The organism is Siphonobacter sp., assembly GCF_048595215.1.
Classification (GTDB): domain Bacteria; phylum Bacteroidota; class Bacteroidia; order Cytophagales; family Spirosomataceae; genus Siphonobacter.
In genome coordinates this window covers 1-13785 of sequence record NZ_JBMDWJ010000349.1, presented here as the reverse complement: position 1 = coordinate 13785, position 13785 = coordinate 1, and the positions used below count along the sequence as shown (strand labels likewise).

Here is a 13785-nt window from a genome sequence, read left to right as displayed (position 1 = left end):
CACGTCTCCCGTCATGATTTCGGGTTTTTCAATGCCCATCAGCGAAAGAATGGTGGGAGCGATGTCGCCGAGTTTTCCGTCTTTGATCGTTTTGTGATCATCGTCGAGCAGAATGCAGGGCACCAGGTTCAGGCTGTGTTGCGTATTGGGGCTGCCGTCGTCGTTGATCATGTAATCCGCGTTGCCGTGGTCAGCCAGTACGATCACCGAATAGCCACTGTTGCGAGCAGCGGTGACCACGGCGTTCAGCGATACGTCTACCGATTCGCAGGCGGCTACTACGGCTTCAAAGCTACCCGTGTGGCCTACCATGTCCGGGTTGGCAAAGTTCAGACATACGAAATCCGCTTCTCCTTTTTCCAGTTCAGGAACTAAGGCATTCCGAACGTCATAGACTGACATTTCGGGCTTCAGATCGTAGGTAGCCACTTTGGGTGACGGACACAAAAGTCGGTTTTCTCCTTCAAAAGGTTCATTACGACCTCCGGAGAAGAAGAAAGTGACGTGCGGATATTTCTCCGTTTCAGCAATCCGAATTTGTTTTTTGCCCGCCTTCGAGATGATTTCACCCAGCGTAGCCGGCAAGTTGGAATCGTCAAAAATGACATGAACACCCGTAAACGACTTGTTATAGTTGGTCAAGGTCAGATACCGGATGTCGAGGGTATGCATACCGTATTCCGGGAAATTTTCCTGCGTCAGCGCTTTCGTGATTTCCTGGGGACGGTCGGTACGGTAATTGAAACATAGTACCACGTCGCCCTCCTGAATGGTCGCAATCGGCTGATCGTTTTCCGTCAATAAGATGGGCTTAATGAACTCATCCGTTACGCCTTCTGCGTAAGACTGGAGCATCGTTGGAATGAGCTGATCGGCGGGCGTTAGTTGACCTACGCCTTTCACCATCACGTCATAGGCCAGCTTGATGCGTTCCCAGCGATTGTCCCGGTCCATGGCGTAATACCGGCCCGTAACACTAGCAATCTTACCAACGGAAGTCGGCAGAAAATGCTGTAGATCGGTTAAGTAGCCTACACCAGACTTCGGATCAGTATCCCGGCCATCGGTAAAGGCGTGAATGTATACGTCCTGCAACCCGTTGTCTTTGGCAACGTTGCAAAGGGCTTTGAGGTGATTGATATGGGCGTGTACACCGCCATCGGAAACCAGTCCAATCAGGTGTACCGGTTTCTGGTTCGCCTTGGCGTATTCCAGAGCATCTACCAGTACGGGTTCGTGGCGAAGGGTATCCTGCTCGATGGCATCATTCAGACGTACCAGACTTTGCTTGACAGTACGACCTGCTCCGAGGTTCATGTGACCTACTTCGGAGTTGCCAAACTGGCCCACGGGCAGACCTACCGCCGGGCCGAAGGTGACGAGCGTAGAATGCGGATAATTCGCAAACAAGGAATCGTAGAAAGGCGTTTGAGCCGCAATGATCGCCGAACGGTCTTCTTCACCTTGTTTGGCAATGCCCCATCCGTCGAGGATGACTAAGAGAACTTTTTTGCTCACGATATTTAGGGGATGAGAATGGACCTATCAATGGAATTCGGAGCAAAGGTAATTTGAAGGAATCAGAATCGGGATAGAAGTTTGTGAAAAGCAATGGATAAAAGCCCGTACTAACCCCGACGAGCCGTTAAGCCATGCTGCTCAACAATCCAGTCCAGTAGCTTCTTTGTACTACGCTCGGCAATCTGGTAGACTTCTTCGAAGGCTTCATCCGCCTCGTAGTACGGATCGGGTAGGGAAGGAATGGTCATACTAGAAGCATCCACCAGTGGGTCAAATTTTCGTAAGAGAAATACCTGTTCGTGACGGGGATATGCTCCGCTGAATTTGTAAGACATGGCTTGAATGTTATCGAAATTCGAATCGTCCATGCCAATGATGTAATCAAAATCCACGAAATCGGACTTGCGAAGTTGCTTGGCCCGGTGATCGAGTTTCAATCCGTGCGACTCCGCATTCCGGCGGGTACGATGATCAGGACGATTCCCAATTTCGTAGGTACTCGTTGCCGCAGAATCGCAGTAAATCTGATCGGACAGCCCGCGTTCTTGTACCGCTTTTTTGAACAAAGCTTCCGCCAGCGGCGAGCGGCAGATATTTCCCAGGCAAACAAAAAGAACGTTAATCATGGTATCGTTTTCGGTTGGCAGTTTCCAGTTTTCGATGCTGAAAATAGATCCATTAGTATTTCTCACTAGAGGGCGTCAACCCAAAGGGACTATCTATAATCTTATGAACTCTTCGCTGTTCCAGATTTGTAGGAACTTAACGGCTGTGTATTGGCAAGGCATGAAACTTTTACAAACCGCTTTCGGATTGCACAACCAAGCAGTTGGAAACTGCCTAAGGTTAGGTACAAGTTTGGAAACTTGCACCAGTTGTCTCTCTTTAATCAAGCCCCCAACCCCGAAGGGGTTCCGCCCCGTATGCAATGCGGGGTATGGGTACGTCCCGCCCGGTAGACAAAGCTTACCAACGTACAACATCCGCAGCAAATACTACAGCTAACGCACTAAAACCTAGCATTGCGGATTTCAAACCTGAAACCTCAAACCCAGAATCCTCACTCTACCGGATTTCCCTGCTCATCCACCAGTACAAACACCTCTTCGTTTTCCTTTTTCATGTGGTACTTTTCCCGGGCAAACGTTTCCAGCGATGTGGGTGATTCGTTGATGGCCTTTCGCTCGTCGTGTACCCGGACGATTTCCTTTTCCATGAATTTCTTTTGCTCCTTCAATGCAACCAGTTCACGACTCATTTCCCACTGTTTGAAGGGGCTGTAGTCGCTAATACAAATCATGACGAACCAGACGATTGCCGCCAGGATACGAAATTGAGAGGGCTTGAAACGAGACATAGTCGATAAGGGGATTACACCTTTGTAACAAAAAAATGGGCTATGGGTTTAAGCTCTCCGAAAAGAACTCAAGCCCATAGCCCAAAAGACTGCCAGCGGATTAGAACGCTTTCAAGCCGGGGAAGTACGCTGAATCGCCCAGTTCTTCTTCGATCCGGATCAATTGGTTGTATTTCGCCATACGGTCGGAACGAGAAGCAGAACCCGTTTTGATTTGACCTGTGTTCAGAGCAACGGCCAGATCAGAAATGGTAGCATCTTCGGTCTCGCCCGAACGGTGCGACATGATGTTGTTGTAGCTGTTACGCTTGCCGAGGTTTACAGTATCGATCGTTTCGGTAAGTGAACCAATTTGGTTTACTTTCACCAGTACAGCGTTAGCTACACCTTTTTCGATACCCATTTCCAGACGCTTCACGTTGGTTACGAACAAGTCGTCACCTACCAGCTGCGTTTTTGAACCGATGCTGTCGGTGAGGGCTTTCCAGCCATCCCAATCGTCTTCGGCCATACCGTCTTCGATGGAGATGATGGGGTATTTGTTCACCCATTCCGTCCAGTACGAAACCAGTTCAGAAGACGTCAGTTCTTCTTTCGTTGATTTCTTGAAGATATATTTACCCGTTTCTGCATTGTAGAGTTCAGATACGGCCGCATCCATCGCGATGAATACGTCTTCACCCGGACGGTAACCGGCTTTTTCAATCGCCTGTAATACCGTTTCCAGCGCTTCTACGTTCGACTGAATGTTGGGAGCAAAACCACCTTCGTCACCTACGTTGGTTGAGTATCCTTTTGATTTCAGTACGCCTTTCAGAGCATGGAATACTTCCGTTCCCATACGGAGGGATTGCGAGAACGTTTCAGCTTTAGCCGGAACAACCATGAACTCCTGGAAGTCGATCGCGTTATCAGCGTGAGCACCACCGTTGATGATGTTCATCATCGGTACGGGCAACGTATTAGCGTTAACACCACCGATGTAACGGAACAGGGGCAGACCCGCTTCCTGAGCCGCCGCCTTAGCGATTGCCAGCGACACGCCTAAAATGGCGTTAGCTCCGAGTTTGCTCTTGTTGGGCGTACCGTCCAGCTCGATCATGATTTTGTCGATCATGTTCTGCTCGAATACAGAAATACCAAGAATTTCAGGGTAGATCAGTTCATTGACGTTTTCAACGGCTTTCAACACGCCTTTACCTAAGTATACAGACTTGTCGTCGTCGCGAAGTTCAACCGCCTCGTGAACGCCCGTAGAAGCTCCGGAAGGTACAGCAGCCCGACCCAGGAAGCCATTTTCGGTGCGAACGTCTACTTCAACGGTTGGGTTGCCACGCGAATCCAGAATCTGGCGAGCGTGTACGTACTGAATCGTACTCATAGAAGAGAAAAGTTTATGGTTATTTCCTGTCGTGAAAAGAGATGAAAGAGGGAAGGCAACTGACCTTCGCGAACCACGTCCGCTTTCTTTGATCCCGCAAAATGCCCTGCAAAGTAACGCATTTTGCCAGTGGTCTGAAAGTCCTGAAAAATCAATTTTCAGGAGAAGCCTTTTTACCGAGTCTATTCAAGGGCATTTGTACCCGGATTTGAGCTTCCTGATGTAGTAATCAGCATTCTCAGGTAATGGACCAGCAAGTCCAACCCTTTTTCAAAGTGTTCGTTGTTGGGAATGACAATATCCGCCTGAGCCCGGAAGGGTTTGATGTATTTCTGATACGTCGGCTTGACGTGGTGCTCCCAGCGGTACAATACGTCGTTAATGTCGTAACCCCGTTCTTCGGCATCACGACGAATCCGGCGGTTTAGCTTCACCTTATTTTTGGCATCGATGAAGACTTTCAGGTCCAGCATATTCGCAATTTCTTCGAAGTAGAAGACGAAAATGCCCTCCACCACAATGATGGGCGAAGGCTGGAACGTCAGCATGGCCGGAACAATCTCCGGGTTGTTGAACGTGTACTCGAGTTTTTCTACCAGTTTCCCTTCCCGCAGGTCGTGAATGTGCTGGGCGTACTGCTGAAAATCAATGGATTCGGGAAGATCAAAATTATGGACACCGTGCCGGTCCAGCGGAATTTCGTGCCGGGGTCGGTAGTAGTTATCCTGTGAAATTAATGTGATTTGTTCCTGGGGAAAAGCCGCTAAAAGGCTTTTCAAAAACAACGTTTTACCCGACGCACTACCACCCGTAATGCCAACAATGAAAGGTTTTTGGGACTGCATGTATTGTGGATTTCCGCGACAAAAGTACGCAAGAAATACGGATAATAAGTACGGAACGCTTGCTTCAATACTGCTCGTGAATGGCCGTAAGGACACGTTCGACTTCCTTGCGTACCTCACTCGTGGGTCGGTTGAAGTTATTATTCATAAAACTGACCAGCAGTGTTTTACCCGTTTTGGTCAGCAAATAGCCACTCAGGTTGTAGCAGGCGGATAGCGAACCCGTCTTCCCAAACAGGTAGGGTTTGCCATCGGCGGAGCGGTAGCTATTCCGAAGTGTACCACTTTGTCCACCCACGGCCAGCAGCGGAAAAAGCCGCTCGCGGGGCATTTGGGCGAGCAGTTTTTCCAGTAACGCCACGATACTGCGGGGCGTGAAGAGATTATACCGGGAAAGACCCGACCCGTCTACCCAGTGTGGAGCATCGGGCAGATCCCTTAGGTGGTTGTTGAGCATGTAATCAATCGCTGTACCGGGATCGAAAAGCTGTTCGAGTTTGGCACAAACCAGTAGGAGAATCTGCTCGGCCAGGAAATTATCCGAGGGCTGAAGCATACGTTTGAAAAGCGTATCACTCGCCACCGAACGCAGGGGTTGGTATACTTTCGACGTAAAAGCGGGTAAGGGGATAATGGCTTTCTGCAGCGTATCACTGAGCAGCTGGAGCGTTACTTCCGTCGAAGTCCGAAAAGGTACGTCCTGCTCGTACCGCAGGGGAATGGTTGCCTGTGTACCGTAGAAGTGGTTTTCGGTTTCCGCCCTCCGTACCTGAAAATCCTGACGCGTCGTATCCAGTGTATACGGGAATTGGCTGGGATTGGCCTGTACCGTTTGGGCCGATTTCCGGGTAAACCGAACGACATTGCCGTATACGGGAAGGCTGGTTCGTTCGGCCTGGTAATAATCGTTGTAGTCATCCCAGGCCCAACCGGGACCGTAGGGTTTTAGCACAGCCGTACCGGGCCAGAAATACAACTTTTCCGAACGAGATTGCAGAAATTCCAGCACTTTGGTACTCGGCAGATTGGGATTGAGCAGCGAAGGGTCGCCCGTACCCCAGAAAATCAGTGAATCCTGCTGAACGACGTATCGCAGGGCTTCGACCGAATCACCCAGCATTTTCATTCCCGCATAAAAGGTAAAAAGCTTGGTGTTGGAAGCCGGTACAAAATAGCGTTCGGCATTGTGCTGGTAGACCACTTTCCGGGTATCCGCATCCAGAATCATTAGTCCGGCGTGGTGATGCTGAAACGCGGCCGACTGCCAGAGCGTATCCAGCGAAGAGATCGATGGTCGCGGCCGACTTACGCGGCAAGAAGACTGCCCAAGCAGGATCAGGCAAAGGAGGTAATACCCGAGAAATTTCATGGGAGAAAGGGTAATTCGGTTTTGAAGGTACGCGTCACCAAGTTAAAGAAAGAGCGTTAGAAGCACAAAAAAGCCGGGTGTCTTCCTCACCCGGCTTTTGGTAACGTATTGGTTTTTTATTTGGCAATCACGACCCGTCGGGTAATGACTTCGGCGTCCGTCTGGAAGCGGATCAGGTACGTACCCGCGGGCAGATTTGTCAGCGACAAGCGTTCCCGCAAGGAACCTGGATTGGCGATAGTTTTCTGATAAAGCGATTGGCCAAACAGGTTCGTTACGGAAAGACCTAAAGATTTGGTGACTGCAGGAAAGTCCGCTTCCACCAAAAATTCACCCGTATTGCTGGGGTTCGGAGATACCGCTATTGTGGCCCGTTGCAGCGTAGGCTCTACTGAAGTAACGACCGGTTTTGCCCGTTGAATGTACAAATTATCGATGCTCCAGCCCCAGCCGTGCGAAAGCTGATCGGCGAATAAGCGGAAACGAACCAGTACCTGCTGACCCGGACTGAAATAACCAGAACCCAGCATGTTTACTTCCCGGCGTTTGTACAGCCCTGCCGTACCGGCGTAGGTAGAGTTTTCGGCTCCGTTCGCCCGAACTAGCTGCGAATTATAGGCCGTCAGCCATTCGTTATTGGCCCGGGCATCCCAGCCGTCATCGAAAGGAACCCAGGTTTTTCCCCCATCCCTTGAGCCTTCTACGACTACATAATCGTAAAAGTCGGAACTACCGAAAATGGAACCCGTGGCTCCCGGTTCGACCAGACAGATTTCATCGAACCGAATAAAGGGGTCCTGGTCCGAAAGCTGAATAGGTTTCAGTAAGATATAGGTATAGTTCGCTTCGTACCCCTGACTGGCGGGGCCATCGACGTAGGGGTGATCGGAATGAATAGCTGCGTCGAGGAAACCCGTCGGCGTAGTAATCTGGAATCCATTCCCCGAAAAATCATTCGCCGCGGTCGTCGCATTGAAATCATTGACGTACTCCGTAACGGCAGTACCTACGCCCGCTACGTTGACGGTGAAGTACCCCGTGGCGGGTAGTGTACCCTGGTTACGGGCTTTGGACCGGTCACGGGCTACAATGCGGTATTCAATTTTATCGCCGCCTTTAATTCGTCCCGATGCAAACGTTAGTACGCCGACCGCGTAGATGTTGTTGCTACGAATCCCATTGGTGACGTAATAGCCTAAGCGAGGCATGGGTACCGAAGGCTGAGCTACGCCATTGATCCGGTATTCGATGTAAGTGGTATCAATACCGAAATCAAAGTCATCGAAAACATCGGCATCCAGAATCAGCGAATCGGCCGTGGATAAAATCGTTGATTGCGGAACGTGCGTAATGGTGGGTGGCGTATTGTCGGTACCGATACGGAAGGTCCAGAGAGCCCGGCCAGGAGCTTCGGCGGGGCTAGTGAAAACGCGGTTAGAATTATCCTCGGCCGTAATCCAGTAACGGATGATCCGGGGGGTATTCGACGCCGCCAGCGTATAGGTATACTCCGAACCCGACTGGGTCATGTTGACGGTCGTGGCATTGGCCCGGGTCGTATCGTTGATCGTGTAGGAAAGGCGTACGTTGCCTTTTAGCGAGGTATCACTAACGACCGTCGCCCGGAAGGTAATCGGTCGTCCGAGTAAATCTTCCGAATCCCGAAGGCGTTCGTGCAGGATAGAGGTAGATTTCCAGCCCATATCCGTGAAGATGTTCATGACGATGGGACCCGGATTCTGGTTGACTTCTCCTTGGGCCAGCGAGGGCGTCATCAGGGCATTGGCCGTACCCGTACGGTAGGTTGTTTCGTCCAGGTGCGAAATACTCGATCCGACGCTGTAGGTGGTAGGAGCGTATAGCTTCGGCTTCGTACCCCCATTGCGTTGCGTAGCAAGGGGGCCGTTGAAGAACAGGTTATTGCTGGTCAGTTGCCGGTACAGCTCGTTGGAAGGGTTGCTGAACAGCGTTTGATCAATGAGCTGCTGATTGCTAGCATTCACCACAAAATGGTCGAAGGTTTCGGGATAGCCGTAATTCGAATCATTCCCCCAGACGCCGATTGGGTTTTCAGCGTAGAAAGAACTCGTAAAGCCTAAACCGTGGCCCAGCTCGTGCGTAACGACGGTGACCAGATCCTGACGGCCTCGTGAACCGTTGGTGGCTCCGTCGGTACCTAGATACCAGTTTACCTGACTGTTACTATTAAATTGGCAGTAAATATCGGGTTGATCGCCATTGAGATTCTGACGGGCTAGTTTCTCGGCCAGTGCAATCGGATACGCGGTGTTCGCTTTCAACGCTCCCTGTACACCCGCTACGTACGCGTACGGACGAGCACCCCCCAGTACGATGGATCCGTTGGCATTACCGCCCAGGTTGGTCCAGATGGCTCGTACGCGAATGGGGACGGGTGAGACAATCAGAGAAGACCAGATATCGACAGCGTATTGAAAGGCCGTCCGGGCACTGTCTGAGAAACCTTCGTAGTCCACAATAATCTGAGCCGTCGTCGCGGTGGTACGTCCACCACGTCGCTGCAGGAATTCCGGTGGAGGGCCAATGCGACTATCGGTCTGACCGGTCGAATAACAAACGGTTCCTTTCGCGGGTAAGAAGATCAGGTCAGAGGAAGCGGTCGTACGAATTTTCTTGGCTTGCGGCAACGTTCTTTGACTCCAGGCCAGTCCACTAACCAAGCAAAAACATAAGAGTAAAATTTTTTTCATAGCACGAGTAAGGTAATCTTTCTAACGATACAAATTCTATCTGTGAATTGTTTTTTAAACCATTGCCTAAGAACCCAGGAAGGATTCTCTTTCAATTACGCGATTTTATAGCCAAACGCGGCACAAGCTCGTGTTATTTTTGGACAAAATTTAAGGAGCCTGAAAATCCGGAAAAAGAGGTAGCTTTTGACCATGACGATTGACGAACTATTAAAGCAGGTATGGGGATACGATGCCTTCCGACCCATGCAACGGGAAATTATTGAATCGGTACTGGCCGGGCATGATGTACTGGCCCTGTTGCCCACGGGCGGAGGAAAATCGGTCTGCTTTCAAATACCGGCTCTGGCTCAGCCGGGCTTATGTCTCGTCATTTCGCCTTTGATTGCCCTGATGAAGGATCAGGTGGAAAACCTGCGAAAACGCGGTATACACGCCGAAGCGGTGTACTCGGGCATGAGCTACCGACAGATTGATCATACGCTGGATGCCTGCATTTACGGTGATGTGAAATTTCTGTACGTATCACCCGAGCGTTTACGAACCGAGCTGTTTCGGGTACGGGCCAAGCAGATGAAGATCAACCTGATTGCCGTCGATGAAGCCCATTGCGTGTCGGCCTGGGGCTACGATTTTCGACCACCGTACCTGCAAATTGCTGAGTTCCGGGAGCTTTTCCCCAAGCTGCCTTTGCTGGCTCTGACGGCCACGGCTACACGAGAAGTCAAAGCCGACATCGTGCAAAAACTGGCGATGCGGAACGAGCGGATTTTTCAGCAAAGCTTCGCCCGGCCTAATCTTTCCTATTCCATTATTACGACGGAAGATAAGGAAGTACGCTTACAGAAAATCCTTACCAATGTCCCCGGTACCTCCGTCGTATACGCCCGGAGTCGCCGTCGTACCCAGGCCATAGCCAATGAACTCAGTCGCCGGGGTATTCCGGCGACGTTTTATCACGCGGGCTTAAGTGCCTCGGACCGAGCCATGCGACAGGAAGCCTGGCTTAAGGGACGTATACGGGTGATGGTCGCAACGAATGCCTTCGGGATGGGAATCGATAAACCCGACGTACGTACGGTCATCCACCTGGATTTACCCGATACCCTCGAAGCCTATTTTCAGGAGGCTGGACGCGGGGGCCGGGATGGGGAAAAGGCGTACGCCGTAGCTCTGGTGGCTCCGGGGGATGGAAAAGAGTTGGTTAAACAGGTAGAGCAGCAGTATCCCGAGCTGGATTTCGTCCGCCGGGTCTATCAGTGTCTGGCGAATTATTTCCGGCTGGCCATCGGAGCGGGAGAGGGAAGTAGTTACGATTTTGATCTGAATGACTTTCAATCGACGTTCGGACTGGCTACGACCGAGACCTACTACGCCCTAAAAATTCTGGAAAGTGAAGGATTCATTCAGATGAGCGAATCGTATCATAATCCGTCCAAACTACATTTTACGGTCAACAGCCGCGAATTATACGAATTTCAGGTACGCAATGAACGCTTTGATGGCTTTACGAAACTGCTGTTACGGATGTACGGCGGAGCCTTATTTACGGAATACCTGATTATCTCGGAATCGGCCATCGCCAAAGCCTATCTGGTACCAGAAGCCGAAGTACGAACGCTGTTGTATCGGCTCGAAGAACTGAATGTGATCGAATACGATCCGCAGAAAACCAAACCGCAGCTAACCTTCATTACGGCTCGTTACGATGCTGCTGGCCTGCCGCTTTCGGTACGGGCTATTGCGGCCCGCCGCGACCGCGACCTGAGCAAAGTACAGGCCATGATTGCGTACGTAGGAAATACGACCCGTTGCCGGACGCAGCTATTACTCGAATATTTTGACGAACCTACCGATTACGAATGCGGGATTTGTGATACCTGCGTGGCTCGAAAAAAAGCCCGGCAAACAGCGGGCTCAATGACCCAGGAAAAGCAACGAATCGTGGATGCGTTAGCGAGTGGACCCATTACCATTCAGCAATTAGTGGCTCGTTTAGCTCCCAAGAATGAAAACGCTTTTCTATTACTCGTTCGGGAATTAGTAAGCGAAGAAGTAATGGCGTATGATGCGTTAGGGAATTTGTATTTGCGGTAATCTAGGGGGTAATAATATGATAAACGATGCCAAAATTAGCCTGGAAATATTTCCGGGCAATTCCAGCTCTTTTCGGGAATACGTAGTCGTATTCACCTTCTAAAAAAACAGCAAATTTGGAAGATAAAGGCATTTGAAAACCGACTTTTGGGGCAAGTCCGAAATAGGAATTTTTAAAACTACTAGAAGTCTCAGTTGCCGTATCCCGGTAAGAACCACTTCCTTTCGTCAGATAAACACCCGTTTTAATACCAACATAGGGACGAACGCCTTGGGTAGTGAAAAAATACTCTCCCGTCACGGTAACGGGCGTAAGTTGAGTTTTGCCCTTACTTTCAATAACTACTTGATGATTGTTATCCAACGTCTGAACGCGAAAGGTTTGGGTTAATCGATCTACGGAAACGCCGACAGCGAAGTGAGGATTGAGAAAATAACGGCTTTGTAAACCAAATCCTATTTTACTTTTATAATTATCATACGGTTTTGCATGAATGGAAGCAGAACCATATACACCGATCTGAATCTGACTCTTTGCCTGAAAGAAAAAGGAGGAGAGTAATACTATACAAAGGCAAGTTATAAAACGCTTCATAGGTAGAGTTGAATAAAGCTGAATCGCAACAAAATAAAAATAGCCTTCCCTTAAAAACAATGTTTTAAATTCTAATTTTTCCTGAAAGCCATAAGGTAGGAGTTAATAGTAGCGTCTATTTTCTAATTCTATTTGTAAAGAGGGGTATATAGTGCTTCATTGAAAGGAGATAGCGTTAAGGTAAATTTATACCATGGAATGCAACCTTGCCTTTGCTTTTCTCATCTTTCCTCACGAGTGCCATTAAGCAACGCTATTTTCCGTTTAACACATTTTAACTAATGTATTCGTTGTTAAACTAAAAATCTCGTTCATCTTTAGCCCTCTGATTGAAAGCCTCCCTATCTAAACCTTCTCTATGCGTCACTTTCTACTGAGTGCCTGTCTGCTCTTACTGGCTTTTTGTACCCATGCCCAAACGCGGGTGGTGGTCAAAGGTCGTATGGTTGATACGACCAACGCTGCTTTACCCTTTACAACGGTCATGTTACTAACGCCCAAGGATTCGGCTCTGGTGAGCTACGCCCGAGCCGATGAAAAAGGAGCATTCGAATTCAAGAATGTGCGGCGGGGAACGTACTTGCTCAAGACCTCTTACACCGGTTACTTACCTTTTCAGAAAGAGTTTACACCCGGCGAGGCAGCAGTTACGGATTTGGGTGAGCTAACCATGAAGCCCATTTCCAAAGAACTCTTTGAAGTAGTCGTGAAAACGGCCAAAGCTCCCCTGAACATTCGCGGCGATACCATCGAATACAACGCCAGCTCCTTTAAAGTACCACCGGGATCTACGGTGGAGGACCTACTGCGGCGATTACCCGGTTTTCAGATTGAACAGGATGGGAGTATCCGGGCTCAGGGACAGGAGGTGAAACGCGTAACCGTTGATGGCAAGAACTTCTTTGGCGGCGATCCTAAAACTGCTACCAAGAACTTGGGAGCCGAAACCATTGATAAAATTCAGGTATACAATAGCAAGTCCGAGCAGTCGAAAGCGACGGGTATTGACGACGGCAAGAAAGAGAAAACGGTCAACCTGGCTTTAAAAGAAGAGTACAAAAGAGGAGGATTTGGAAAGATCAAAGCAGGAGTGGGTACGGACGAACGCCTAGATGTTCGGGGGAACTACAACAAATTCGATGATAAGCAGCAGTTTGCCGTCGTAGGGTTCGGCAACAATATCAACCAGTCGGGTATGAGCTGGGATGACCGTCAGGATTTCTACGGTAGTTCAGCCTTCCGTTGGGATGAAACGGATTTTGGCTTCGGAGGAGGATTGACCGGCAGTGACGGCGGCGGCGATGGGGTCATCATTCAGGGCGGCAACGTCATCATTATGAATGGAGGGGGCGGTGACCGGGGTTTTAACAATTCATACGCCGGGGGTCTGAATTATAACTACGAAACCAAGAAGAAAAAATTCAGCTCCAACTACTACTATAACCAGCGTCGGAACTGGATCGATCAGGTATCCAAACGGCAGAGCATTCTGGCGGATAATGAATTCGAGACCAATACGACGTCTAATGAATACACGAAAAACGACAACCACCGCGTGCAATTACGGTACGAGGATAATCTCGATTCACTCAATACGCTGATTCTGATTGCGAACGGTACCATCAATAACCAGACGTATACCCAGGGTAAACAGGAAGAAAACCTGCGGTCAGGGGGGCGTTTGACGAGTCAGACCACGCAGGATAACCGGAATACCAGCCAGACCATCAACTTCTCCGGTTCGGCCCTGTACCGGCATAAGTTCAAACAAAAAGGCAGAAGTTTTGCCGCCAGTGCTACCTTCAATCTAAACAATGGCGATGCGGACGGACAGCAAAAATCGGACAACGAATTCTTCGTGCCTGCTGAAACAGGTGCTTTGCCACCCCGC

General features: G+C 49.7%; 10 protein-coding genes. 2 read left to right on the top strand and 8 right to left on the bottom strand.

The window, feature by feature from the left end; translation table 11 throughout:
• From gpmI to ACOJTG_RS21665, 7 genes are all read right to left on the bottom strand, one after another.
• On the bottom strand, positions 1–1518 hold a 1518-nt coding region (gene gpmI, locus ACOJTG_RS21695), incomplete at its 3' end, for a 2,3-bisphosphoglycerate-independent phosphoglycerate mutase (RefSeq protein WP_420155720.1).
• Between the two features lie 110 nt (positions 1519–1628).
• Positions 1629–2147, bottom strand: a complete 519-nt coding sequence (locus ACOJTG_RS21690) for a low molecular weight protein-tyrosine-phosphatase (RefSeq protein WP_420155719.1) — start codon at positions 2145–2147, stop codon at positions 1629–1631.
• 434 nt (positions 2148–2581) lie between these two features.
• Positions 2582–2878, bottom strand: a complete 297-nt coding sequence (locus ACOJTG_RS21685) for an FtsB family cell division protein (RefSeq protein ID WP_420155718.1) — start codon at positions 2876–2878, stop codon at positions 2582–2584.
• Between the two features lie 100 nt (positions 2879–2978).
• Positions 2979–4259, bottom strand: a complete 1281-nt coding sequence (gene eno, locus ACOJTG_RS21680; RefSeq protein WP_420155717.1) for a phosphopyruvate hydratase — start codon at positions 4257–4259, stop codon at positions 2979–2981.
• A 182-nt stretch (positions 4260–4441) separates the two neighbouring features.
• On the bottom strand, positions 4442–5104 hold the full coding sequence (udk, locus tag ACOJTG_RS21675; RefSeq protein WP_420155716.1) for a uridine kinase: 663 nt from the start codon (positions 5102–5104) through the stop codon (positions 4442–4444).
• Between the two features lie 64 nt (positions 5105–5168).
• Complete coding sequence (locus ACOJTG_RS21670) at positions 5169–6473, bottom strand: D-alanyl-D-alanine carboxypeptidase/D-alanyl-D-alanine-endopeptidase (RefSeq protein ID WP_420155715.1); 1305 nt, start codon at positions 6471–6473, stop codon at positions 5169–5171.
• A gap of 116 nt (positions 6474–6589) precedes the next feature.
• Positions 6590–9202, bottom strand: a complete 2613-nt coding sequence (locus ACOJTG_RS21665) for a T9SS type A sorting domain-containing protein (protein WP_420155714.1) — start codon at positions 9200–9202, stop codon at positions 6590–6592.
• Positions 9203–9394: 192 nt separating this feature from the next.
• Between ACOJTG_RS21665 and ACOJTG_RS21660 the strand changes: the two genes are divergently transcribed.
• The gene (locus ACOJTG_RS21660) at positions 9395–11299 is read left to right on the top strand and encodes a RecQ family ATP-dependent DNA helicase (protein ID WP_420155713.1); all 1905 of its coding nucleotides are present in this window, start codon (positions 9395–9397) and stop codon (positions 11297–11299) included.
• Between the two features lies 1 nt (position 11300).
• On the opposite strand, the gene ACOJTG_RS21655 is transcribed toward ACOJTG_RS21660, so the two are convergent.
• Complete coding sequence (locus ACOJTG_RS21655) at positions 11301–11894, bottom strand: OmpW family outer membrane protein (protein ID WP_420155712.1); 594 nt, start codon at positions 11892–11894, stop codon at positions 11301–11303.
• Positions 11895–12252: 358 nt separating this feature from the next.
• On the opposite strand from ACOJTG_RS21655, the gene ACOJTG_RS21650 reads away from it, so the two are divergent.
• Positions 12253–13785: carboxypeptidase regulatory-like domain-containing protein (locus tag ACOJTG_RS21650; RefSeq protein WP_420155711.1), on the top strand; the 1533-nt coding region annotated here is incomplete at its 3' end.

Excerpts from the sequence above, each read along its gene's own strand:
- ACOJTG_RS21670 (WP_420155715.1), bottom strand. The coding sequence starts at position 6,473 with ATGAAATTTCTCGGGTATTACCTCCTTTGCCTGATCCTGCTTGGGCAG.
- ACOJTG_RS21655 (WP_420155712.1), bottom strand. The coding sequence starts at position 11,894 with ATGAAGCGTTTTATAACTTGCCTTTGTATAGTATTACTCTCCTCCTTT.
- ACOJTG_RS21690 (WP_420155719.1), bottom strand. The coding sequence starts at position 2,147 with ATGATTAACGTTCTTTTTGTTTGCCTGGGAAATATCTGCCGCTCGCCG.
- ACOJTG_RS21685 (WP_420155718.1), bottom strand. The coding sequence starts at position 2,878 with ATGTCTCGTTTCAAGCCCTCTCAATTTCGTATCCTGGCGGCAATCGTC.
- udk (WP_420155716.1), bottom strand. The coding sequence starts at position 5,104 with ATGCAGTCCCAAAAACCTTTCATTGTTGGCATTACGGGTGGTAGTGCG.
- ACOJTG_RS21660 (WP_420155713.1), top strand. The coding sequence starts at position 9,395 with ATGACGATTGACGAACTATTAAAGCAGGTATGGGGATACGATGCCTTC.
- ACOJTG_RS21665 (WP_420155714.1), bottom strand. The coding sequence starts at position 9,202 with ATGAAAAAAATTTTACTCTTATGTTTTTGCTTGGTTAGTGGACTGGCC.
- eno (WP_420155717.1), bottom strand. The coding sequence starts at position 4,259 with ATGAGTACGATTCAGTACGTACACGCTCGCCAGATTCTGGATTCGCGT.